Origin of the sequence: Streptomyces sp. NPDC015220 (genome assembly GCF_043079345.1) — a bacterium.
Taxonomy (GTDB): domain Bacteria; phylum Actinomycetota; class Actinomycetes; order Streptomycetales; family Streptomycetaceae; genus Streptomyces.
Genome location: NZ_JBIBUK010000003.1, coordinates 105908 through 129121 on the forward strand (window position 1 = coordinate 105908; position 23214 = coordinate 129121).

A 23214-nucleotide genomic window follows, 5' to 3' on the forward strand; every position below is an offset into this window, starting at 1 on the left:
GAGACAGGGATGTGATCCCGTTCACCACACCCCCTCTTGTCGCATGCGGATAGCCGTTCTATCGTCGTGATGTATCGAGTCGATACATCAGCGCGACATAAAGACCGTCACGGCACCCGGAGTGGCATCTGTCACCACCGGGTCGCGGCAGAGAGGAGGCGACGATGGGCCGGCGTTCCGGGATCCTCGAGTTCGCCGTACTCGGCCTGCTCCGCGAGTCCCCGATGCACGGCTACGAGCTGCGCAAACGACTCAATACGTCACTGGGAGTGTTCCGCGCGTTCAGCTACGGGACGCTCTATCCCTGCCTCAAGACGCTGGTCCTGAACGGCTGGTTGACGGAGGAACCGGGGAACACCGCCGAGGACGCCCTCGCCGCTCCGCTCGCGGGGCGCCGCGCCAAGATCGTCTACCGGCTGACGGCGGAAGGTAAGGAGCACTTCGAGGAGCTGCTCTCCCAGACCGGCCCCGACGCCTACGACGACGAGCACTTCGCCGCGCGTTTCGCCTTCTTCGGGCAGACGTCGCGTGATGTGCGCATGCGCGTGCTCGAGGGCCGCCGCAGCCGGCTGGAGGAGCGTCTGGAGAAGATGCGCGCCTCCCTCACGCGCACCAGGGAACGCCTCGACGACTACACCCTCGAGCTCCAGCGCCATGGGATGGAGTCCGTGGAGCGCGAAGTGCGCTGGCTGAACGAGCTCATCGAGAGTGAGCGGGCCGGACGGGACCTCAAGGGGTCCTCGGCCGGGGGGACCGCTCAGCAGGACACCACATCTGGAGCGACGGGCGGCCTGCCCCGGTCCGGGGAGCCGCCCCGGCCGGATACGCCCGAAGACACCGCCACGTGATGCCCCGTCAGGGCTTCACCGAGTACACACAGGGAGCAACCGGAATGGGTTCGGTTCGCGTAGCCATCGTCGGCGTGGGCAACTGCGCCGCATCGCTGGTGCAGGGCGTCGAGTACTACAAGGACGCCGACCCGGCGTCCAGGGTGCCGGGCCTCATGCACGTGCAGTTCGGCGACTACCACGTGCGTGACGTCGAGTTCGTCGCCGCCTTCGACGTCGACGCGAAGAAGGTCGGTCTGGACCTCGCCGACGCCATCGGCGCCTCCGAGAACAACACCATCAAGATCTGCGACGTCCCCTCCACCGGTGTGACGGTCCAGCGCGGCCACACCCTGGACGGTCTCGGCAAGTACTACCGCCAGACCATCGAGGAGTCCGCCGAGGAGCCGGTCGACGTCGTCCAGATCCTCAAGGACAAGCAGGTCGACGTCCTGGTCTGCTACCTGCCCGTGGGCTCCGAGGACGCGGCGAAGTTCTACGCCCAGTGCGCCATCGACGCCAAGGTCGCCTTCGTCAACGCCCTTCCCGTCTTCATCGCCGGCACCAAGGAGTGGGCGGACAAGTTCACCGAGGCGGGCGTCCCGATCGTCGGCGACGACATCAAGTCGCAGGTCGGCGCCACCATCACGCACCGCGTCATGGCGAAGCTGTTCGAGGACCGCGGTGTCATCCTGGACCGCACCATGCAGCTGAACGTCGGCGGCAACATGGACTTCAAGAACATGCTCGAGCGCGAGCGCCTGGAGTCCAAGAAGATCTCCAAGACGCAGGCCGTCACCTCCCAGATCCCCGACCGGGACCTCGGCGAGAAGAACGTCCACATCGGCCCGTCCGACTACGTGGCCTGGCTCGACGACCGCAAGTGGGCCTACGTCCGCCTCGAGGGCCGCGCGTTCGGCGACGTCCCGCTGAACCTGGAGTACAAGCTCGAGGTCTGGGACTCCCCGAACTCCGCCGGCGTGATCATCGACGCGCTGCGCGCCGCGAAGATCGCCAAGGACCGCGGCATCGGCGGCCCGATCCTGTCCGCGTCCTCGTACTTCATGAAGTCCCCGCCGGTGCAGTACTTCGACGACGAGGCCCGGGAGAACGTCGAGAAGTTCATCCGCGGCGACGTCGAGCGCTGACGAACCGCTTCTCAAACCGCTCCTGCCAGGGCTGTCGGGCCCCCGGGCGCACCGTGTGTGCGACCGGGGGCCCTCCCGTATGTGAGGCCCTGCCTCGCGTATGTGAGGCTGTGCCCCATGGCCGTCGTCCGTGACCTGCGCATCCTGCTGCGCCTGCGGGGTTTCCGGCGTCTGCTCGCCGTGCGGCTGCTGTCCCAGGGAGCCGACGGCGTCTACCAGGTCGCGCTGGCCACCTACGTCGTCTTCTCCCCGGAGCGCCAGGCCTCGGCCACCGCGGTCGCCTCCGCGATGGCGGTGCTGCTGCTGCCGTACTCCCTGGTCGGCCCGTTCGCAGGCGTCCTGCTGGACCGCTGGCGGCGCCGTCAGGTGTTCCTCTACGGCAATCTGGCGCGCGCGGCGATGGCGGCCGCCACGGCGACGCTGATGGTGGGCGGCGCCGCAGGCTGGCTGTTCTACGTCTCCGCGCTGTGCGTCACCGCGGTCAACCGCTTCGTCCTCTCCGGTCTGTCCGCCGCACTGCCCCGGGTGGTCGACGACGAGCGGCTGGTGATGGCCAACTCCTTGTCACCGACCGCGGGCTCCCTGGCCGCGTTCGGGGGCGGCGGTCTCGCCTTCGTCGTACGCCTGGCCGGAGCCGACTCCGACGCGGCCGTGGTGCTGCTGGGCGCCGCCCTCTACCTGTGCTCGGCCCTCGTCTCGCTGCTCATGGCCCCGGACCTGCTCGGCCCCGACCGGTGGTCGGCCCAGCCACGGCTGGGCGCCGCGCTGACCGGCACCGCACGCGATCTGACGGCGGGCGTCCGGCACCTCATGGCGCCGACGCGTCGCAGGGCCGCCCGAGCGCTGGCCGCCATGACGGCGATGCGGTTCTGCTACGGCGCGCTGACCGTGATGGTGCTGATGCTGTGCCGCTACGGTCTGACATCGAGCACCGGTGCCGGGCTGCGCCTGCTCGGACTGGCGCTGGGCTTCTCCGGCGCCGGATTCTTCGTGGCGGCACTGGTGACGCCCTGGGCGGCGGGCCGGCTCGGTCCCGCCCGCTGGATCGTGGTGTGCGCGGGCTCCGCCGCGGTCCTCGAACCCTCCCTCGGCCTGCCGTTCGCGGCCGGCCCGCTGCTGGTCGCGGCCTTCGTCCTGGGACTGGCCACCCAGGCCGCCAAGATCGCCACCGACACGGTCGTGCAGTCCGCGGTCGAGGACGGCTTTCGCGGCCGGATCTTCTCCCTCTACGACGTCCTGTTCAACATCGCCTTCGTCGGTGCCGCCGCCGTCGCCGCCCTGATGCTGCCGCCGGACGGCCGCTCGGCCACGCTGGTGGTGATGGTCGCCGTTGTCTACGGAGCGGTTGCGACGGCTATTGCCCGCTATGCGCGCCTGTGAGTGTCACATCAGTGACACAGACCTTTCCTGAGTTACAGGGTTGTCAGTGGGGGCCTGTAGCTTACGTGCGTCTTATTTCGACACTCCGTTCGCGCCATCGCGTCTATGTTCCAGGGGGACCCCCAAGTGACCACTCCGCCGCCACCCCAGGGCCCGTACGGCCAGAATCCGTACGGCCAGGCGCCCACCGCTCCCATGGGGCAGCAGCCGGGTCAGCCGGGGGTGGCGCAGCAGCCCTACCCCCCTCAGCAGCCGTACCCGCCCCGGCAGCCGTACGCCCCCTTCCCGCAGCAGCAGGGCGCGACGGCTCCGCCGCCGCCCGCACCCGCGAAGCGCGGGGGGAAGAAGGCACTGCGCATCGTCGGCGGCATCGTCGTCGCCGTCATCATCGGTCTGGTGAAGTTCGGCGGCGCCCTGGGACTTGGCTGGTTCCTGAGCCGCGACGACGCGGAGACCACCTCGGTGGGCTCCTGCATGCACAACGACGGCACCATGACCAAGGCCGACCTCAAGGACGTCGACTGCTCGTCGGACAAGTCCCAGTACAAGGTGGTGCAGAAGTTCGACGGTTCCACCGACCAGGACAAGTGCAAGACCGTCGCTGACGCGACGATCTCCTACGTCCAGTACGGCGGCGGCCACGATGTCGTGCTCTGCCTGAAGGAAACCAAGTAGGCCGCGCTCCGCTCATGCCGAAGGGCGATGTTTCACGTGAAACATCGCCCTTCGGCATGCCTGGGTCGGTTCTCCGCCCCTCGGGGTCGTGTTTCACGTGAAACACGACCCCGAGGGCGGCATCAGCTCTGCTGCTCGGCCCACCATTCCCTGAGGGCCGACACCGCGGCCTCATGTCCCATGGGGCCGTTCTCCAGACGGAGCTCCAGCATGTGCTTGTAGGCGCGGCCGACGGCCGGACCGGGCTTGACGTCCAGGATCTCCATGATCTGGTTGCCGTCGAGGTCCGGCCGGATCGCGTCGAGCTCCTCCCGCTCCTGGAGCTGGACGATGCGCTCCTCCAGCCCGTCGTACGCGCGGGACAGCGCGGCAGCCTTGCGCTTGTTCCGCGTGGTGCAGTCGGAACGGGTCAGCTTGTGGAGGCGGTCGAGGAGAGGTCCCGCGTCGCGGACATAACGGCGGACGGCGGAGTCGGTCCACTCGCCCGTGCCGTACCCGTGGAAGCGCAGGTGCAGCTCGACCAGCCGCGAGACGTCCTTCACCAGCTCGTTGGAGTACTTCAGGGCCGTCATACGCTTCTTGGTCATCTTCGCGCCGACCACCTCGTGGTGGTGGAAGGAGACCCGGCCGTCCGTCTCGAAGCGGCGGGTACGCGGCTTGCCGATGTCGTGCAGCAGTGCGGACAGCCGGAGGGCGAGGTCGGGGCCGTTCTCCTCCAGGGCGATCGCCTGCTCCAGGACGATCAGCGTGTGGTCGTAGACGTCCTTGTGCCGGTGGTGCTCATCGCGCTCCAGGCGCAGAGCGGGCAGCTCGGGCAGCACCCGGTCCGCCAGGCCCGTCTCGACGAGCAGCGTCAACCCCTTGCGCGGGTGCGCGGAGAGGATCAGCTTGTTCAGCTCGTCCCGGACCCGCTCGGCCGAGACGATCTCGATACGGCCGGCCATCTCCTTCATCGCCGTGACGACCTCGGGTGCGACCTCGAAGTCGAGCTGAGCGGCGAACCGCGCGGCCCGCATCATGCGCAGCGGGTCGTCGGAGAAGGACTCCTCAGGAGTGCCCGGGGTCCGCAGTACTCGTGCCGCCAGGTCCTCCAGGCCCCGGTGCGGGTCGATGAAGGTCTTCTCCGGCAGCGCCACCGCCATCGCGTTGACGGTGAAGTCGCGCCGGACGAGGTCCTCCTCGATCGAGTCACCGTACGCCACCTCGGGCTTACGGGAGGTGCGGTCGTAGGCCTCGGACCGGTAGGTGGTCACCTCGATCTGGAAGCATCGGTCGGCCCCTTCGACGTGGGCCTGCTTCTGCGCGCCGACGGTGCCGAAGGCGATCCCGACGTCCCACACCGCGTCCGCCCACGGCCGCATGATCTTCAGTACGTCCTCGGGACGGGCGTCGGTCGTGAAGTCCAGGTCGTTGCCGAGCCGGCCGAGCAGCGCGTCCCGGACCGAGCCGCCGACCAGGGCGAGCGAGAACCCGGCCTCCTGGAATCGGCGCGCGAGGTCGTCGGCGACAGGGGCCACTCGCAGCAGTTCGGTCACCGCGCGCTGCTGCACCTGGCTCAGGGCAGGGGGAGTGTCTTCGTTGGCATTCGGCACAACAGAAGAGGGTACGTGGCCCGGGCCGCCGGCCGCTTCGTCACCAGGGCCGCCGAACCGGCCCGCCCCAGCACCCGTACGGCCTTTCCTCCGAACGCCCACGGCGGTCTTTTCCGGCCCCTTCCAGACCACTCCAATATCACGCAAGTCGCCGTTATGTGACCTACCGAACAGCGTCCCGGATACATGTACATCCAGGGCGTCGGCGCCCATCGGACGATCTTGTGGCCCGCCTCCGTGGCACTTCCCCTCCGCGCACATCGTTACCATGCGTGGACGCACATTCCGACGACCACTGACGACGAGGGACGGGCGAGCGCGTGGCCGAGGCGGCAGACTTCCAGGGGACCACTCCCTCACCTGCCCGCCGCCTGCTGCGGCGCACCGGGGCACTGCTCGCCGGCGCGCCTCTGCTGGCCGGCCTGCTCCAGCTGTCCGCCGCGCCGGCCGCCCACGCCACCGGCCAGGACGCGCTCCGGGCTGCCTCCGGCTCGCGCACGGTGGCCGTGTCCCTCGACTCGTTCAGCCCCAGCGCCCCCTCGGACGGGGACACCCTGACCGTCTCGGGCACGGTGGTGAACAACGGCCGGCAAGCGGTCACCGACGCCCACGTGGGTCTGCGGGTGGGACAGGAACTGGACACCCGCTCCGCCATCGACGACATCGCCCGGCGCACCGATTTCGACCCGGGCACCGACGGCTCGGAGGTCGGCGGCAAGTACGTCCAGGAATTCGGCCGGCTCGCGCCCGGCGTCGCCCAGCGTTTCAGCATCGCCGTGCCGGTCGGCAAGCTGAACCTCGGCTCGAACGGCGTCTACGAGTTCTCCGTCTCGCTGTCGGGCCAGACGTCCTCCGAACCCTGGGAGCAGGTGCTGGGCATCCAGCACACGTTCCTGCCGTGGCAGCCCGACGACGCGAGCACGAAGACCAGGACGACCTATCTGTGGCCGCTCGTCTCCACCGCGCACATGACCGCGGAGACAGGCCCCGGCACGCAGCAGGTCCCGGTCTTCCTCAACGACGACCTCGCCAAGGACCTCGCCCCCGGCGGCCGGCTGGAGCGGATGCTGTCGCTGGGCAAGGACCTCGACGTGACCTGGGTGATCGACCCTGACCTGCTGGCCTCCGTCGACGCCATGACACGCAACTACCGCGTCCGGACGGACGGCGACACGAACCCCGTCGCCGGCACCCATCAGGCGGTGGCCAAGCAGTGGCTGGCCGAGCTGCAGCAGGCGGTGGCGGGCAAGGAGGTCGTGACCCTGCCGTTCGCCGACCCGGACCTGGCCTCCCTCGCCCACAACGGCACGAGCGTCACCGGTTCGCTGAGCCAGCTCAAGGACGCCACCGACGTCGCCGCCAGCACCGTGGAGACCGTGCTCCACGTGAAACCGGACACGGATTTCGCCTGGCCGGTCGACGGCGCCGTCGACCCGTCCATCGTCCGGGTCGCCACCTCCGCGGGCGCCGACAAGGTCATCGCGCGCAGTGACAGCCTCCAGGAGTCCGACGGACTGACCTACACGCCGTCCGCCGCCCGCCCGATCGGCTCAGGCACCACGGCGGTCGTCGCGGACGCGCGGCTCTCGACGGCGTTCGAGGGCGACATGACCCGGGCCGGCGCCGCCACGCTCGCTGTGCAGCGGTTCCTCGCCCAGAGCCTCGAACTCAACGGCCAGACGGGCAAGCAGCGCAGTGTCCTCGTCGCCCCGCAGCGCATGCCCAGCGCGAGCCAGGCCCAGTCCATGGCACAGGCGCTGACCGTACTCCAGCAGAGCACCTGGTCCCAGTCCCAGGACCTGGCGGCGACCGCCAAGGCCAAGCCGGATCCCGGCGCCAGCACGAAGGTCCCGTCGTCCTCGGACTACCCCTCCTCGCTGCGCAGGCAGCAGCTCGACCGGACCGCGTTCTCGGAGATCGCCAGGACGCAGGACAAGGTCGACAACTTCAAGGTGGTGCTCACCGACGAGTCCCGGGTCGTCACGCCCTTCGGGCGGGCCATGAACCGCGAGATGTCCACGTCGTGGCGCGGCCAGCGGCGTGCGGCCGCCGGCTTCCGGGACGGCGTGGAGGCGTACCTCGACGACATCTCCGAACAGGTCAAGCTGATCGACAAGTCGGAGACCAAGCTGTCCGGCCGCAGCGCCACGATCCCCGTGACCGTCCAGAACAATCTGGTGCAGGGAGTCGACCACCTGGTACTGCGGCTCACCTCCACCAACCCAACCCGCCTCAAGATCGGTGGCAAGGCCTACTCGGAACAGCCGGTCACGGTCTCCGGCGGGCACAGCCAGTCGGTGAAGTTCACCACGTCGGCCAACGCCAACGGCCCCGTGACGGTGATCGCCCAGCTCTACACGCAGGACGGCCAGGAGTACGGGGCCCCCGTCACCTTCGACGTGAAGGTCACCGAGATCACCGCCACCGTGATGCTGGTCATCGGCGGCGGTGTACTGCTCCTCGTCCTCGCCGGCTTCCGGATGTACACCCAGCGCAAGCGCGCGGCGGCCAGGGAGGAAGCGGAGGCGGACGGCCCGGAGGACGGCCTCGACGGCGCCGGTGAGACCGGTGGGAGCACGGTGCCGCGGGAAGACGACGAGCCGGAGAACTCCCGGGGCCCTGCCGGGCGTCCCACACAGGAAACGGGCGCCCGGCCCGGGGCACAGGGCCCGGAGCAGCCGAGTGACCCGACACCGGACACCGCAGCGGGAAACGCCGACCCGTCCGGCACGGGTGAGAAAGTGGACCGTTGAGGATGTCGTGGCCCGGAGGGCCCGGGACGATGAGGTGGGGTAACCATGAACGCGCCGTACGACGGTGACCGCGGCCGGCCCGTGGGCGGCTCGGGGAACCCCGACGCCTCGCCGCCCGAGCACGGCCAGGCGCCGCACCACCCGGCGGACATGTACCTCCAGGACGCCTACGCCGAGGACCCCTACCGGGCCCAGGACCTCACCGCCCAGGATCCGGTGGGCGAGGCGCTGTACGACCGCGCCGCACACCCTCCGCCACCCCCGGGCTCCTACGGAGCGCAGCAGCCGCTGTACGGCAGCCCGCCGCAGTCGCCGTACGCGCCCGACCCCCGCGTGTGGGCGCAGACCCCGCCGCCCGAGCCGTCGGGTGCCGCCACCCAGTACATGCCGTACGGCGAGGACCCCCGCACCACGCAGTTCGTGGGGGTCGACGACCTGGTCAGCCACTCCGGCGAGGAGTACCAGGAGCCGGACGCCTTCGCCCACCTCTTCCGCGACCAGCAGCAGGGCGGCTACCAGGACCCGCGCCAGAACGGCTACCAGGACCCCGGGCAGGGCTACGGCGACGCCCTTCAAGGGGGCTACCAGTCCACCGGGCAGTACGGCTACCAGTCCCCGCAGGAGATGAGCGGGTACCCGCAAGCGGAGGTCCCCTCGGTTCCGGGCCCCGCCCCGGTACCGGCCGCCGGGCAGGGCCCGGTGGGGCCGTACGCGCCCGCCCCGGCCGGTGCCGAGGCCGCTGCCCGGACAGCCGTCTCCGCTCCCGCCGAGGCGCCGGCGGCCAAGAAGGGCGGCAAGGCCGGCGGGCTGCTGAAGTCGAGCGCCGTCATGGCGGCGGGCACGCTGGTCTCGCGCCTCACCGGCTTCGTCCGGTCAGCGCTGATCGCCTCGGCCCTCGGCATCGGAGTGCTGGGCGACACCTTCCAGGTGGCCTACCAGCTGCCCACGATGATCTACATCCTGACGGTCGGCGGTGGGCTCAACTCCGTCTTCGTCCCGCAGCTCGTGCGCAGCATGAAGGAGGACGAGGACGGAGGCGAGGCATACGCCAACCGGTTGCTCACCCTGGTCATGGTCGCGCTGGGCGCGCTGACCGTTCTCGCGATCCTCGCCGCCCCGCTGCTGATCCGTATGCTGTCCGACTCGGTCGCCAGCGACCCGGCCTCCAACCAGGTCGGCATCACCTTCGTGCGCTACTTCCTGCCCTCGATCTTCTTCATGGGCATCCACGTGGTGATGGGGCAGGTCCTCAACGCACGCGGCAAGTTCGGCGCGATGATGTGGACCCCGGTCCTGAACAACATCGTCATCATCGTGACGCTCGGAATGTTCATCTGGGTGTACGGCACCTCGGCCGACTCCGGCATGAAGGTCACCAACATCCCGCCGGAGGGCCAGCGGCTGCTGGGCGTCGGCGTGCTGCTCGGCCTGGTCGTGCAGGCCCTGGCGATGATCCCGTACCTGCGCGAGACCGGATTCAGGCTGCGGCTGCGTTTCGACTGGCGGGGCCACGGCCTCGGCAAGGCCGCGACCCTCGCCAAGTGGACGGTCCTGTTCGTCCTGGCCAACCAGGCGGGCGCACTCGTCGTCTCCCAGCTGTCCACGGCCGCCGGCAAGCACTCCGGCGTCGGCGGCACCGGTTTCTCCGCCTACGCCAACGCCCAGTTGATCTGGGGGCTGCCGCAGGCCATCATCACCGTCTCCCTGATGGCCGCGTTGCTTCCGCGGCTCTCCCGCTCGGCATCCGAGGGCGACGGCGGTGCCGTCCGTGACGACATCTCCCAGGGTCTGCGCACCACGGCCGTCGCCATCGTGCCGGTCTCCTTCGGTTTCGTCTCGCTCGGCATCCCGATGTGCACGCTGATCTTCGGCTCCTCGGGCACCGGTGACGCCACCAACATGGGCTACATGCTCATGGCTTTCGCCCTGGGCCTGATCCCCTACTCCGTCCAGTACGTCGTCCTGCGTGCCTTCTACGCCTACGAGGACACCCGGACGCCCTTCTACAACACCGTCATCGTGGCCGTGGTCAACGCGGGCGCCTCCGCACTGTGTTACTTCCTCCTTCCGGCCCGCTGGTCCGTGATCGGCATGTCCGCCGCGTACGGCCTCGCCTACGCCATCGGCGTGGGCGTCGCCTGGAACCGGCTGCGCAAGCGGCTCGGCGGCGACCTCGACGGTTCCCGGGTGCTGCGGACGTACGCGCGGCTGTGCATCGCCTCCGTGCCTGCCGCCCTGGTCAGCGGGGCGGCCTGCTACGGCATCGGTCACACTCTGGGGCAGGGAGTCGTCGGTTCGTTCGCCGCGCTGGTGGCCGGTGGAGCCCTGCTGTTCGGAATCTTCTTCATCGCCGCCCGCCGCATGCGGATCGAGGAGCTCAACTCGCTCGTGGGCATGGTCCGCGGACGGCTGGGGCGTTGAGGCCGGGGTAGGCGCACAACCATCGGCCACGGCTGTGTGTCGTGCATAGCAGCGGACTGTGGGCACAATTGGTTCCGGCGTCGGACAACGCGCGATGGATGGGGAGGCAGGAGCGACGGTGGCAGAACGGAGCACGGCTGCCGTCGACGTGGCAGACAACAGCGGTGACGAGCCGCTGACCGCCGAGGCGGACCAGTCCACGGCCGACGGGGTGGCCCAGAACCGGGAGCGGGACACGGACAACCACCAGGGGCAGGGGAGCAGCGGGACCGAGCGTCCCGGACAGAAGGTCTCACCACCCGAACTGCACAGCGGGCACAAGCTGGCCGACCGCTACCGCCTCGAGGAGTGCGTCACCCGCCTGGACGGATTCAGCAGTTGGCGAGCGGTCGACGAGAAGCTCCGTCGCGCCGTCGGCGTGCACATCCTCCCCGCACACCACACGCGCGCCCGTTCCGTGCTGGCCGCGGCCCGTTCCTCCGCCCTGCTCGGCGATCCCCGCTTCGTCCAGGTGCTCGACGCCGTCGAGGAGAACGATCTCGTCTACGTCGTCCACGAATGGCTGCCCGACGCCACCGAACTGACCACTCTGCTGTCCGCCGGCCCGCTGGAGCCGCATGACGCCTACCAGTTGGTCAGCCAGGTCGCCTCAGCCATGGCGGCGGCACATCGCGAGGGTCTCGCCCATCTGCGTCTGAACCCGAACGCCGTGCTGCGCACCTCCACCGGCCAGTGGCGCGTCCGCGGCCTCGCCGTGAACGCCGCACTGCGCGGCATCAGCTCCAACACCCCCCAGCGCACCGACACCGAGGCCATCGGCGCCCTGCTGTACGCGGCGCTCACCCAGCGCTGGCCCTATGAGAACGACGCCTACGGCCTGTCCGGCCTGCCCAAGGACATCGGTCTCATCGCCCCCGACCAGGTACGCGCCGGCATCCACCGCGGCCTGTCCGAGCTGGCCATGCGCGCCCTCGCAAACGACGGCGCCACCGCCTCCCGCCACGAGTCCCCGTGCACCACGCCGGAGGAGCTGGTGAAGGCGATCGGCGAGATGCCGCGCATCCGCCCGCCGGAGCCGGCCTTCGCCGCGCCGCCCGAGTACCAGGGCACGTCGTACCAGCAGGGCACCTACGGCCGCCCGGCGCCGCGCCCCGGCGTCGTCCAGCCGGTCGCCGCCCCGCCGCCCCCGTTGCAGAGCCGCACCGGCAAGGCCCTGAAGTGGGCGGTCTCGGCTCTCCTCATCGCCGCTCTCGGCCTGGGCAGCTGGCAGCTCGCGGACGCCCTGATGGACCGGGGCGGCAAGTCCGACAAGGGCACCCAGACCCAGACGCAGGACGGCAACGACAAGAAGGGCAAGCAACCCAAGCCGGTCCTTCCGATCCGTATCCAGGGGGCGCAGGAGTACGTCGCCAGCGGCGAGGCGCAGGCCCCGGGCGACGTCGGCAAGACGTACGACGGCGACACGTCCACGTACTGGCGGACCAAGCGTTACAACGCCGGCCCGCCGCTGGCTCCCTACAAGCCGGGCGTGGGCATCGTCTACGACCTCGGTTCGGCCCAGACCGTCTCCACGGCGTCGATAGGGCTGCGCTACCCCGGTGATCACACCACCGTGCACCTGTACGCCACGGACTCCCTGAGCCCCTCGACCGGCATCGAGGGGATGAAGGAGATCGGAAGCGCGACCACCACCGGTACGTCGCTGACGCTGAAGGCGGCGAAGACGTCGAAGACGCAGTACGTGCTGCTGTGGATCACGGACGTGCCCATGGCGCCAAGTGACGGCTACAGCGACGCGGGCTACAAACAGGCCGTCACCGACGTGAAGTTCACCGGCTGACGCTCACCGAGGGGGAGGGGGCCCGATGGCGGACGGCACCGCCCACGGCGACATGAGCGATCAGGACCTCCTGGCCCGCCACACGGCGGGCGATCCCGACGCCTTCGGCGAGCTCGTACGGCGCCATCGCGACCGGCTCTGGGCGGTCGCCCTGCGCACACTGGGCGACCGTGAGGAGGCCGCGGACGCCGTGCAGGACGCCTTCGTCTCCGCCTACCGGGCCGCCCATACGTTCCGTGGCCAATCGGCGGTCACGACCTGGCTGCACCGGATCACCGTGAACGCCTGTCTGGACCGCGCCCGCAAGGCGGCCACGCGAAAAACTTCGCCGGTGGACGACACCGAGCGTCTGGAGCGGTTGCTGGAGCCGCACGAGTCGGCCCTGGCGCCCGTCGAGAGGAACGACGTGCAGCGGCAGCTCGTCCAGGCGCTGGGCACGCTGCCGCCCGACCAGCGGGCCGCCCTGGTACTCGTGGACATGCAGGGCTATCCCGTCGCCGAGGCCGCCCGCATCCTCGATGTGCCGACCGGGACGGTGAAGAGCCGCTGCGCCCGGGGCAGAGCCAAACTGCTGCCGCTTCTCACCCACCTGCGGCCGGAGAGCCCGGGTAGTGGGAACGAACCCGGTGCGGGACGGAACCGGACTCAGGGGGCGCCCGTCCCACCGGCAGCGGCTCCCGAGGGCGCGGCCGCGGAGGACGCCGGGCCGAGTGATTCAGCTGCTGTGAAGGGCGGAGGTGGGCGAGCGTGACATCCACGACGGACACGGCCGGGCACCCGGACGTCACGGAGCTCTCCGACCTCACCGAAGGCCTGCTCACGCCGTCCCGGGCCGAGGGACTGCGTCAGCACCTGGACGAGTGCGATTCGTGCGCCGACACCCATGCCTCGCTCGAGGAGATCCGGGACCTGCTCGGCACCCTGCGCGGACCACGGGAAATGCCCAGCGACATCGCGGACCGCATCGACGCCGCGCTGGCCGCCGAGTCCGGCTCCGGTGGCGACAGCGGCGGCTCGCATGTTTCACGTGAAACATCGGCCGTCGACCGCCCGGCGGGTCACGCCGGTGCCGCCGCCGGCACCGGCCCGGGCCGCAAGGCGCGCGCACGTCGTGGGCGCCGCAGGGTCGCCGTCCTGGGCGCTGCCTTCGCCGTCGTCGCTCTAGGTGTCGCCTCGGTGATTCTGACGTCCTCGGACGACCACAAGGATCCCGGCTCCACCGCGCACGGCCGGTCGAGTGCCATCGCGGGCACCTTCTCCGAGGCAACCCTCGGGAATCAGGTCTCCAGCCTGCTCCGCACGACCTCGAGGACGCCGGGTTCCGCCCATCCTCCGCACAGCTTCGGCGTGGACCCCGGGAACGGTACGGGCACCAACAGGCCGAACGTCCTCAAGAGCGAGCCCACCGTCCCGGTCCCCTCATGCGTCCGGCAGGGCATCAGCAGCTCCGAGTCCCCCCTCGCGGCCAAGGCGGGCACCTACGACGGCAAGGACGCCTATCTGGTGGTCCTGCCCGACGCCGCCGGCGATGCGACCCGGGTCGCTGCCTACATCGTCGACGCGACCTGTGTGCACCAGCCTTCCAACCAGGCCAGGGTGCTGCTGTCACGCTCCTACACGCGGTCCTGAGACGGGAACGCGTGGTCCTCGCGGTGCGCGGTACCCCATAGGTCGGCGTGCCTCCGTGCACCCGGGCACACCGGGAATGCGCGCCCCTTAGGATCCGTTGGGTGGGGTGAGAGCAGCGAGAAAGGCTCCCACCGGCAGTAGGACACAGTCCAGAGACGAGGAATCAAGCCGTGAGCGACGTCCGTAACGTGATCATCATCGGCTCCGGGCCTGCCGGCTACACGGCGGCGCTCTACACCGCGCGCGCCTCGCTGAAGCCGCTGGTGTTCGAGGGCGCCGTCACCGCGGGCGGTGCGCTGATGAACACCACCGAGGTGGAGAACTTCCCCGGATTCCGTGACGGCATCATGGGCCCCGAGCTCATGGACAACATGCGGGCGCAGGCGGAGCGCTTCGGCGCCGAGTTGGTGCCGGACGATGTCGTCTCCGTGGACCTGACGGGGGAGATCAAGACCGTCACGGACACCGCGGGCACGGTGCACCGGGCGAAGGCCGTGATCGTCACCACCGGTTCCCAGCACCGCAAGCTCGGTCTGCCGAACGAGGACGCGCTGTCCGGCCGTGGGGTGTCCTGGTGTGCCACCTGCGACGGCTTCTTCTTCCGCGAGCAGGACATCGCCGTGATCGGCGGCGGTGACACCGCGATGGAGGAGGCCACCTTCCTCTCCCGCTTCGCCAAGTCCGTGACGGTCATCCACCGCCGGGACACCCTGCGCGCCTCCAAGGCGATGCAGGAACGCGCCTTCGCCGACCCGAAGATCAAGTTCGTCTGGGACAGCGAGGTCGCCGAGGTCCAGGGCGAGCAGAAGCTCTCCGGTCTGAAGCTGCGCAACGTCAAGACCGGCGAGCTGTCGGACCTCGCGGTGACGGGCCTGTTCATCGCGATCGGCCACGACCCGCGGACGGAGCTGTTCAAGGGCCAGCTGGAACTGGACGAGGAGGGTTACCTCAAGGTCGACTCGCCGTCCACCCGCACCAACCTGACCGGTGTCTTCGGCGCCGGTGACGTCGTCGACCACACCTACCGCCAGGCCATCACCGCGGCCGGTACCGGTTGCTCCGCCGCCCTTGACGCCGAGCGATTCCTCGCCGCTCTCGCGGACAACGAGCAGAAGGCCGAGCCCGAGAAGTCCACCGTCTGATCCCCCGAACCACCCCACCGCACGCAGCAGTTAAGGAGCCCGCCGTGGCCGGCACCCTGAAGAACGTGACCGACTCCTCCTTCGACGAGGACGTCCTGAAGAGCGACAAGCCCGTCCTGGTGGACTTCTGGGCCGCCTGGTGCGGTCCGTGCCGCCAGATCGCCCCGTCCCTCGAGGCGATCGCCGCCGAGTACGGCGACAAGATCGAGATCGTCAAGCTCAACATCGACGAGAACCCGGGCACGGCCGCCAAGTACGGCGTCATGTCGATCCCGACTCTGAACGTCTACCAGAACGGCGAGGTCGCCAAGACCATCGTCGGCGCCAAGCCGAAGGCCGCGATCGTCCGCGACCTCGAGGACTTCATCGCCGAGTGACGCGGTAGGCCGTCGAACAGACGGCGCTTGTTTCACGTGAAACACGAATGGGCCAACCCGCCGGGGTTGGCCCATTCGTGTTCGAGGAGTGCTCACAGAGGCCGCAGTGCCGGTTCCTTCTGCACAGCTCCCAGCAGTCGGTCGAGTGCCATCTCCACGTCTTCCTTCCAGGAGAGAGTCGATCGCAACTCCAGCCGCAGCCGCGGATGGGCGGGATGATGCCGGACCGTCTTGAAGCCCACCGCCAGCAGATGCTCCGCCGGCAGTACGCAGGCGGGTTCCTTCCAGCGCGCGTCCCCGAACGCCTCGATGGCCCTGAACCCGCGCCGCAACAGGTCCTTGGCGACCGTCTGGACCATCACACGGCCCAGTCCCTGACCCTGATAGCCCGGCATGACGAAGCCGGTCATCAACTGCACCGCATCCGGGGAGACGGGGCTGGTGGGGAATGCCATGGAGCGGGGCACATAGGCGGGGGGAGCGTAGAGCACGAAACCCACCGGCACGTCATCGACATAGACGACTCGTCCGCAGGAGCCCCAGTCCAGCAGGACGGCGGAGATCCAGGCTTCCTTCTCCAGCGCCCCTCTGTCCGCCTTCAGCGCGGCCTCGCCGCTGACCGGGTCCAACTCCCAGAAGACGCACGCGCGACAGCGCTGGGGAAGATCCTGGAGGTTGTCCAGCGTGAGCGGCAGCAGCCTACGACCCATGAAGGCTGATCCTCGCTTCCTGCGCCCGCAGCGCCACGAGCGGCTGTGAACCAGAAGTGCCGCCAGGGAGACACGCCATATCCGATCGCATCGTATCCACGATCCGATTCCATCCATACCGACTGAAAGCAAAGAGCGGGTTGTGTTCCGGTGGGTACCGGAACACAACCCGCTCTCTGCCGAGCGTCTGACCTGAGACCCGCTCGCACACGGTCTCAGACGTCGGTCTCCGTGTCCTCCGGCTCACCGTCCAGAAGACTCTTCTGCAGCACCGGGCCCTCGCCCGGAGCAAGCGAGCCGAGGATGCGTTCCAGATCCTCCATCGAAGCGAACTCGACGGTGATCTTGCCCTTCTTCTGCCCCAGGTCGACCTTCACCCGGGTCTCGAAGCGGTCGGACAGACGGGTGGCGAGTTCCGACAGCGCCGGGGAGACCCGGCCACCGGCACGCGGCCCCTTCGAGCGCTGGGCCGTCTTCGGCCTGGACCCCATGAGGGTCACGATCTCCTCGACGGCCCGGACCGAGAGTCCCTCGGCGACGATCCGGTGAGCCAACCGGTCCTGCTCCTCGGAGTCCTCGACCGACAGCAGTGCCCGGGCATGCCCGGCGGACAGCACTCCGGCAGCGACCCGGCGCTGTACCGCCGGCGAGAGCTTGAGCAGACGCAGGGTGTTGGAGACCTGCGGCCGGGAGCGGCCGATGCGGTCCGCCAGCTGGTCGTGGGTGCAGCTGAAGTCCTTGAGCAGCTGGTCGTAGGCGGCTGCCTCTTCGAGGGGATTCAGCTGGGCCCGGTGCAGGTTCTCCAGCAGGGCATCGAGGAGAAGCTTCTCGTCGTCCGTGGCCCGCACGATCGCCGGGATCGCCTCCAGCCCCGCCTCACGGCAGGCCCGCCAGCGCCGCTCACCCATGATGAGCTCGTAACGCTCCGGGCCGAGCTGCCGTACGACGACGGGCTGGAGGAGACCGACTTCCCTGATGGAGGTGACGAGCTCCGACAGAGCGTCCTCATCGAAGACCTCTCGCGGCTGGCGCGGGTTCGGGGTGATCGAGTCGAGGGGGATCTCAGCGAAGTGTGCGCCCATCGAAGGTACGGGAGTCTCAGCGACTACGTTCGTCCGCGGCTCCTCCGTTTCACGTGAAACAGGCGGCAGCGTGGCCACCCTCGCCGCGGCTACCCCCCGATCACTCCGGTCGGCGGTCAGCACCGGCACGGCCGTGGGGGAGGCAGAAGCGGTACCACTTCCCGTCATCGCCTGAACCGGCGGCTTCTCCCCACTCGGGGCGGCAGGGATCAGCGCGCCGAGTCCACGGCCCAGCCCCCTCCGACGCTCGCTCACTGAATCCCCTCCACCATGCTCGGGTCACTCTGTGCGCCGCTGTGGGCATGGGTGGCGTCATAACTGACGCCCACACCCTTCAGCGCGATTTCTCGTGCCGCCTCGAAGTACGAGAGGGCACCGCTCGATCCTGGATCGTAGGTCAGTACCGTCTGCCCGTAGCTGGGCGCCTCGGAGATACGGACCGAGCGAGGAATGCTCGTCCGCAGGACCTCGTCACCGAAATGGCTGCGCACCTCCTCCGCGACCTGCGACGCGAGGCGCGTCCGGCCGTCGTACATGGTGAGCAGAATGGTCGACACATGCAGCGTGGGGTTCAGATGACCCCGCACCAGGTCGACGTTGCGCAGGAGCTGTCCCAAGCCCTCCAGCGCGTAGTACTCGCACTGGATCGGGATGAGTACTTCCTCTCCGGCGACCAGCGCGTTGACGGTCAGCAGGCCCAGGGACGGCGGGCAGTCGATGAGGATGTAGTCCAGCGGCTGCTCATAAGCCTGGATCGCCCGCTGAAGTCGGCTCTCCCGGGCCACCAGGGACACCAGCTCGATCTCCGCACCGGCGAGATCGATCGTGGCGGGGGCGCAGAAGAGACCCTCGACATCGACCACGGGCTGAACCACCTCGGCCAGTGGCTTGCTCTCCACCAGCACGTCATAGATGGAAGGCACTTCCGCGTGGTGGTCGATTCCGAGGGCAGTGGAGGCGTTGCCCTGAGGGTCGAGGTCGATCACCAGGACACGGGCACCATGCAGAGCCAGCGAAGCGGCAAGGTTGACCGTAGTCGTTGTCTTGCCCACGCCGCCCTTCTGGTTGGCGACCACGATGACGCGGGTCTGTTCGGGGCGCGGCAGCCCCTCGCCGGCACGGCCTAGAGCCTCGACCGCCAGTTGGGCAGCACGACCGATGGGAGTGTCGTCCATCGGGGGTGGTGTTTCACGTGAAACATTCTCCCCCATTGACTCGGTACGGGGACCGGGGACCGGATCGGTCATCGGTCCCGCGATGTTGGCGTCGGACCGCAAGGATTCACTCTCCTCGACTTCAGGCTCGCGATGAACAGAGCCTCCCATGCCTTCGGGGTCGCGAACCAGTGAGGCCTGGCGATCTGTGGAGAAATCCACCTCTGTGGACAACTCCGTCCCCTCTCGGAGTGAACCGAGAGGCTTGCGATCACGCGGGTGGCCCGCATTGCGGCCACGGTTGATGATGCCGTGCAGCAGTGAGCGACGTTTCACGTGAAACACGATGCACAGCAGCCATGGCCGAACTGTCGCGACACTCCGGCATGTGGAGGTTCGGCAGCTTGTGTGGAGTACGTCGGCCCGAAACCCGCCCGCTCTCCGCGCCCCACTGAAGCGCACGCTGAACGGACCGATACCGCCGAACGGGCCGGTACCGGCGAACGGGCCGGTACCGGCGGAGCCACGGATCGTGCCCGGGACCCGCCGGAACGCGCCCGCACCCCGACGGACCGTGCCCGGAGATCGCCCCGAACGGACTACCGACGTCGACGCGTCCGGCCTGTCCTCGCGGCTTTCGCCCGTTTGGCCGCGAACCGCACCCCACCGGGGCTCTCCCCCACCTCGACGCGCACCACGGTCGACAGGGGATCGACGATGTCCTCGCCCACATGCAGGATGGACGTCTCCACCGCGCCGAGCTTGCTGAGCGCGGTGGCCGCGCTCTTCAGCTCCTCCTCGGCCGTGTCCCCCTTGAGCGCGAGCATCTCGCCGTAGGGGCGGAGCAGCGGAATGCCCCAGGTGGCCAGACGGTCCAGTGGAGCGACCGCCCGGGCCGTCACCACATGGACCGGTGGCAGCTTGCCCATGACCTCCTCGGCACGGCCCCGGACGACGGTGACATGGTCGAGCCCCAGAAGCTCGACGACCTCGGTGAGGAAGTTGGTACGCCGCAGCAGCGGCTCCAACAACGTGATCTTCAGGTCGTCCCGGACCAGTGCCAGCGGAATGCCCGGCAGGCCGGCGCCGGAGCCTACGTCGCACACCGTCACCCCCTCGGGAACCACCTCGGAGAGCACCGCGCAGTTGAGCAGGTGCCGCTCCCACAGACGCGGCACCTCACGCGGACCGATGAGACCTCGCTGCACACCGGCTTCGGCCAGCAGCTCGGCGTACCGGACCGCATCCGCGAAGCGATCACCGAATACGTCACGTGCCTGCTCGGGCGCAGGGGGGAGCTCCACTGCCTCCGTCACGGGGACCGTCCTTCCGTACCGCATCAGCGCGATCAGCGCCGACCACCAGAACTATCAGGCTGACAAAATTCGGCCCCGTCTGCGCAACAGACGGGGCCGGTGAAACGTGGGTCCGCTCAGGCGGGAAGCACGACGACGAAGCGCTGCGGCTCCTCGCCCTCGGACTCGCTGCGCAGGCCGGCGGCCTTGACCGCGTCGTGGACCACCTTGCGCTCGAACGGGCTCATCGGCTTCAGCTTCACGGACTCGCCGGTGCTCTTGACCTCGGCAGCGGCCTTCGCACCCAGCTCCGAGAGTTCGGCCCGCTTCTTGGCGCGGTACCCCGCGATGTCCAGCATCAGCCGGCTGCGGTCGCCGGTCTCCCGGTGCACGGCCAGGCGCGTCAGCTCCTGGAGTGCCTCCAGCACCTCGCCGTCCCGCCCGACCAGCTTCTGCAGGTCCCGGCCGCCGGCGTCGCTGATGATCGAGACAGAGGCGCGGTCGGCCTCGACATCCATGTCGATGTCGCCGTCGAGGTCGGCGATGTCCAGCAGACCCTCGAGGTAGTCCGCCGCGATCTCGCCCTCCTGTTCCAGGCGGGTCAGGGTGTCTGCACCCTCGGCAGCGGCGGAGGTGGTGCCTTCCGTCACGGGATGGGCTCCTTCTTACTTCTTGGACGGGGACTTGGGCCGCTGCGGACCCTTGCGCTGGCCGGACTGGGCCTTGCTCCGAGTGCCGTTCCCGGGCTTCGGCTCGGCCTTGCCGGCGGCGGTGGACGGGGTGTCCTGCGGCTCGTCGGACTTGCTCAGCGACGTGGTCGACTCGGCCTCATCGGCTCCGGCCGCCTTCGGGCCGCCCGACTGGCGCTGGGACTTGGACTGGCGCTTCGGCTGCTGGCGCCTCGGCGTGGCGCCGGCGGCGGTCGGGGTGGTCGTCGTGCCGTCCTCGGACTGGGCGGCCACGGCGCTCTCGCTCTTCACCACGGTGCCGTCGGGCTGGGCCGCCAGGCCCGCCTTGTTCAGACCGTTGATGAACTTGCGCTCGAACTCGTTGCGGTCGCGGCCCTTGGCGACGATCGCCTTGACGATCGCCTTCTCGCCGCGGCTGCGGGTCTTGCCGTGGTGCGTGACGTGCTTGAGCAGACGCTCCAGGTAGGAGGCCTGGGCCTTGGAACCCGGGGTCGGGTTGTTGTGGATCACGTACATCTGCTGGCCCATGGTCCACACGTTGGTGGTCAGCCAGTAGACGAGGACACCGACCGGGAAGCGGATGCCGAAGAAGGCGAACATGATGGGGAAGACGTACATCAGCATCTTCTGCTGCTGCATGAACGGCGTCTTCACCGTGGTGTCGACGTTCTTCGTCATCAGCTGGCGCTGCGTGTAGAACTGCGACGCCGACATCAGGACGATCATGACAGCGGTGACGACCCGCACGTCGGTCAGCGACGCACCGAGCTTGTGCACCGTGTCGGCGCCGTCCAGGAACTTCGCGGCCAGCGGGGCCCCGAAGATGTGCGCCTGCCGGGCGCTGGCCAGCAGGGAGTCGTTGATGTAACCGATCTTGGTGCCCGACGCGATGCCGTTGAGCACGTGGTACAGGGCGAAGAAGAACGGGGACTGCGCCAGGATGGGAAGGCACGAGGAGAGCGGGTTGGTCCCGGCCTCCTTGTACAGCTTCATCATCTCTTCGGACTGACGCTGCTTGTCGTTCTTGTAGCGCTCCTGGATCTTCTTCATCTCCGGCTGGAGCGTCTGCATCGCGCGGGTCGCCTTGATCTGCTTCACGAAGAGCGGGATCAGGCAGATGCGGATCAGTACCACCAGGGACACGATGGACAGGCCCCAGGCCCACCCGGAGTCAGGGCCGAAGATCGCGCCGTAGACCGTGTGGAACTGGACGATGACCCAGGAAACGGGCCAGGTGATGAAACTGAAGAGGCTGGCAATCGTGTCCACTAATCATGCTCCTTGGGCATGGGACGAGGTCTCTGCGGCCGGGCTCGAGGGGTTGTCCCCGTCGGTGGCCGGTTCGGCGGCGGAGGGCCCGCCCCTGCGCGCACGCCAGGCGTCGCGCAGCATTTCGTGCCACCGCGGACGCTTGCGCGGCGGGACATGGTCCACACCGCCCAGCGACCACGGATTGCACCGCAGGATGCGCCAGGCGGTGAGTGCCGTCCCTTTGATCGCACCATGCCGGTCGATGGCCGTGTAGCCGTAGTGGGAACACGACGGGTAGTACTTGCACACCGGCCCCAGCAGCGGACTGATCGTCCACTGGTACAGCTTGATCAGGGCCAGCAGCGGGTACTTCATCGTGCGCCCCCTCCCAGCAGTCGTTGAAGGGCGGCATCCAGGTCTCGGGCCAGCTGCGCGTGGTCGGCGTCGCCCGCACCGGGCAGCGCTCGTACGACTACCAGGCTACCGGGGGGCAACAGGGTGACCCGGTCACGCATCAGATGGCGAAGTCTGCGCTTCACCGCGTTGCGTACGACCGCTCCACCCACTGCCTTGCTCACGACGAAACCCGCACGCGACGGGGGAGCGCTCTCCCCTGGCGCGTGCGGGTCCGTGGCACCGCTACGAAGATGGACGACAAGGAGTGGGCGTCCGGCCCGGCGCCCTCGTCGTACCGCGGTCGCGAAGTCCTCGCGCCGCCTCAGCCGGTTCTCGGTAGGCAGCACGATGTCATGACCTGATCGGGATCAGGCGGACAGACGGGCGCGACCCTTGCTACGGCGGGACGCGAGAATCGCGCGGCCGGCACGGGTGCGCATACGCAGCCGGAAGCCGTGGGTCTTCGCGCGACGACGGTTGTTCGGCTGGAAGGTGCGCTTGCTCACTCGGGGGCTCCAGAAAGAATCAGTAGTGGCGGGGTGCCGTCCTGGCTGTCACCGTGCGCCCACGAGTAGCTCGCAGTTACGCCCGTGTGCACCGCTTACGGATCGCCTTGACGCGATCTGTGCCCTTCGGAGGCAGGCGGCAGCAGCCATCGACAACTCGACCTGGTTACGGTACGCGCGGCCGGGCCGTCCGGTCAAACCGGCTGCCGGTGCGGGACACTGTCCACAGCCTGGGGACAACAACTTGAACCGTACCGGCCGCGCTGACTACCGTGGCTGGTCTCCCATTCGTTCCCTTGTCCCCCGTTTACATCCCGACCCGTCCCGAACCACACGTTCGTGGGACC

The 23214-nt window shown here is 69.0% G+C and carries 21 protein-coding genes; 11 read left to right on the top strand and 10 right to left on the bottom strand.

The window, feature by feature from the left end:
* Nucleotides 1-164: 164 nt before the first annotated feature.
* The 4 genes from ACF061_RS09640 (at nt 165) to ACF061_RS09655 (ending at nt 4030) form a co-directional block, all read left to right on the top strand.
* Nucleotides 165-848 carry a PadR family transcriptional regulator gene (locus ACF061_RS09640; RefSeq protein WP_392266279.1) on the top strand — a complete coding sequence of 228 codons (684 nt, stop codon included), beginning with the start codon at nt 165-167 and terminating at the stop codon, nt 846-848.
* A 44-nt stretch (nt 849-892) separates the two neighbouring features.
* The gene (locus ACF061_RS09645) at nt 893-1975 is read left to right on the top strand and encodes an inositol-3-phosphate synthase (protein WP_392266280.1); all 1083 of its coding nucleotides are present in this window, start codon (nt 893-895) and stop codon (nt 1973-1975) included.
* 117 nt (nt 1976-2092) lie between these two features.
* A complete protein-coding gene (locus ACF061_RS09650; RefSeq protein ID WP_392266281.1) occupies nt 2093-3355 on the top strand; it encodes an MFS transporter in 1263 nt (420 codons plus the stop codon).
* Nucleotides 3356-3481: 126 nt separating this feature from the next.
* The gene (locus ACF061_RS09655) at nt 3482-4030 is read left to right on the top strand and encodes a hypothetical protein (protein WP_392266282.1); all 549 of its coding nucleotides are present in this window, start codon (nt 3482-3484) and stop codon (nt 4028-4030) included.
* Between the two features lie 122 nt (nt 4031-4152).
* Here the strand turns inward: ACF061_RS09655 and ACF061_RS09660 are convergent, their stop codons facing one another.
* Nucleotides 4153-5622 carry a CCA tRNA nucleotidyltransferase gene (locus ACF061_RS09660; RefSeq protein WP_392266283.1) on the bottom strand — a complete coding sequence of 490 codons (1470 nt, stop codon included), beginning with the start codon at nt 5620-5622 and terminating at the stop codon, nt 4153-4155.
* A 320-nt stretch (nt 5623-5942) separates the two neighbouring features.
* On the opposite strand from ACF061_RS09660, the gene ACF061_RS09665 reads away from it, so the two are divergent.
* The 7 genes from ACF061_RS09665 to trxA all read left to right on the top strand — a co-directional run bounded on the left by ACF061_RS09665 (nt 5943) and on the right by trxA (nt 15784).
* Nucleotides 5943-8375 carry a DUF6049 family protein gene (locus ACF061_RS09665; protein WP_392266284.1) on the top strand — a complete coding sequence of 811 codons (2433 nt, stop codon included), beginning with the start codon at nt 5943-5945 and terminating at the stop codon, nt 8373-8375.
* Nucleotides 8376-8420: 45 nt separating this feature from the next.
* Complete coding sequence (gene murJ / locus ACF061_RS09670; protein ID WP_392266285.1) at nt 8421-10796, top strand: murein biosynthesis integral membrane protein MurJ; 2376 nt, start codon at nt 8421-8423, stop codon at nt 10794-10796.
* 118 nt (nt 10797-10914) lie between these two features.
* Nucleotides 10915-12636 carry a protein kinase family protein gene (locus tag ACF061_RS09675; protein WP_392266286.1) on the top strand — a complete coding sequence of 574 codons (1722 nt, stop codon included), beginning with the start codon at nt 10915-10917 and terminating at the stop codon, nt 12634-12636.
* 25 nt (nt 12637-12661) lie between these two features.
* Nucleotides 12662-13387 (top strand): RNA polymerase sigma factor SigM, encoded by a 726-nt coding sequence (sigM, locus tag ACF061_RS09680; protein WP_392266287.1) that lies wholly within the window; start codon nt 12662-12664, stop codon nt 13385-13387.
* Entirely contained in the window at nt 13384-14265 is an 882-nt protein-coding gene (locus ACF061_RS09685) for an anti-sigma factor family protein (protein ID WP_392266288.1), read from the top strand. Before sigM ends, ACF061_RS09685 begins: the two co-directional genes overlap by 4 nt.
* 170 nt (nt 14266-14435) lie before the next feature.
* A complete protein-coding gene (gene trxB, locus ACF061_RS09690; protein ID WP_392266289.1) occupies nt 14436-15407 on the top strand; it encodes a thioredoxin-disulfide reductase in 972 nt (323 codons plus the stop codon).
* A gap of 44 nt (nt 15408-15451) precedes the next feature.
* A complete protein-coding gene (trxA, locus tag ACF061_RS09695; RefSeq protein ID WP_392266290.1) occupies nt 15452-15784 on the top strand; it encodes a thioredoxin in 333 nt (110 codons plus the stop codon).
* A gap of 92 nt (nt 15785-15876) precedes the next feature.
* Here the strand turns inward: trxA and ACF061_RS09700 are convergent, their stop codons facing one another.
* From ACF061_RS09700 to rpmH, 9 genes are all read right to left on the bottom strand, one after another.
* Entirely contained in the window at nt 15877-16494 is a 618-nt protein-coding gene (locus tag ACF061_RS09700; RefSeq protein WP_392266291.1) for a GNAT family N-acetyltransferase, read from the bottom strand.
* Nucleotides 16495-16709: 215 nt separating this feature from the next.
* Nucleotides 16710-17831: a ParB/RepB/Spo0J family partition protein gene (locus ACF061_RS09705; RefSeq protein WP_392266292.1), complete on the bottom strand. Its 1122-nt coding sequence runs from the start codon at nt 17829-17831 to the stop codon at nt 16710-16712.
* Nucleotides 17828-18901: a ParA family protein gene (locus ACF061_RS09710; protein WP_392266628.1), complete on the bottom strand. Its 1074-nt coding sequence runs from the start codon at nt 18899-18901 to the stop codon at nt 17828-17830. The genes ACF061_RS09705 and ACF061_RS09710 overlap by 4 nt, the downstream gene beginning before the upstream one ends.
* A gap of 428 nt (nt 18902-19329) precedes the next feature.
* Nucleotides 19330-20046 (bottom strand): 16S rRNA (guanine(527)-N(7))-methyltransferase RsmG, encoded by a 717-nt coding sequence (rsmG, locus tag ACF061_RS09715; protein ID WP_392266293.1) that lies wholly within the window; start codon nt 20044-20046, stop codon nt 19330-19332.
* Nucleotides 20047-20162: 116 nt separating this feature from the next.
* The gene (locus tag ACF061_RS09720) at nt 20163-20675 is read right to left on the bottom strand and encodes a protein jag (RefSeq protein WP_392266294.1); all 513 of its coding nucleotides are present in this window, start codon (nt 20673-20675) and stop codon (nt 20163-20165) included.
* 15 nt (nt 20676-20690) lie between these two features.
* On the bottom strand, nt 20691-21983 hold the full coding sequence (yidC, locus tag ACF061_RS09725) for a membrane protein insertase YidC (protein ID WP_392266295.1): 1293 nt from the start codon (nt 21981-21983) through the stop codon (nt 20691-20693).
* 3 nt (nt 21984-21986) lie between these two features.
* Nucleotides 21987-22340: a membrane protein insertion efficiency factor YidD gene (gene yidD / locus ACF061_RS09730; protein WP_392266296.1), complete on the bottom strand. Its 354-nt coding sequence runs from the start codon at nt 22338-22340 to the stop codon at nt 21987-21989.
* A complete protein-coding gene (rnpA, locus tag ACF061_RS09735; protein WP_392266297.1) occupies nt 22337-22708 on the bottom strand; it encodes a ribonuclease P protein component in 372 nt (123 codons plus the stop codon). The genes yidD and rnpA overlap by 4 nt, the downstream gene beginning before the upstream one ends.
* 21 nt (nt 22709-22729) lie before the next feature.
* Complete coding sequence (gene rpmH / locus ACF061_RS09740) at nt 22730-22867, bottom strand: 50S ribosomal protein L34 (protein ID WP_003956500.1); 138 nt, start codon at nt 22865-22867, stop codon at nt 22730-22732.
* Between the last annotated feature and the right edge of the window lie 347 nt (nt 22868-23214).

Excerpts from the sequence above, each read along its gene's own strand:
- ACF061_RS09700 (WP_392266291.1), bottom strand. The coding sequence starts at position 16,494 with ATGGGTCGTAGGCTGCTGCCGCTCACGCTGGACAACCTCCAGGATCTT.
- yidD (WP_392266296.1), bottom strand. The coding sequence starts at position 22,340 with ATGAAGTACCCGCTGCTGGCCCTGATCAAGCTGTACCAGTGGACGATC.
- ACF061_RS09645 (WP_392266280.1), top strand. The coding sequence starts at position 893 with ATGGGTTCGGTTCGCGTAGCCATCGTCGGCGTGGGCAACTGCGCCGCA.
- ACF061_RS09650 (WP_392266281.1), top strand. The coding sequence starts at position 2,093 with ATGGCCGTCGTCCGTGACCTGCGCATCCTGCTGCGCCTGCGGGGTTTC.
- ACF061_RS09640 (WP_392266279.1), top strand. The coding sequence starts at position 165 with ATGGGCCGGCGTTCCGGGATCCTCGAGTTCGCCGTACTCGGCCTGCTC.
- murJ (WP_392266285.1), top strand. The coding sequence starts at position 8,421 with ATGAACGCGCCGTACGACGGTGACCGCGGCCGGCCCGTGGGCGGCTCG.
- ACF061_RS09710 (WP_392266628.1), bottom strand. The coding sequence starts at position 18,901 with ATGGGAGGCTCTGTTCATCGCGAGCCTGAAGTCGAGGAGAGTGAATCC.
- sigM (WP_392266287.1), top strand. The coding sequence starts at position 12,662 with ATGGCGGACGGCACCGCCCACGGCGACATGAGCGATCAGGACCTCCTG.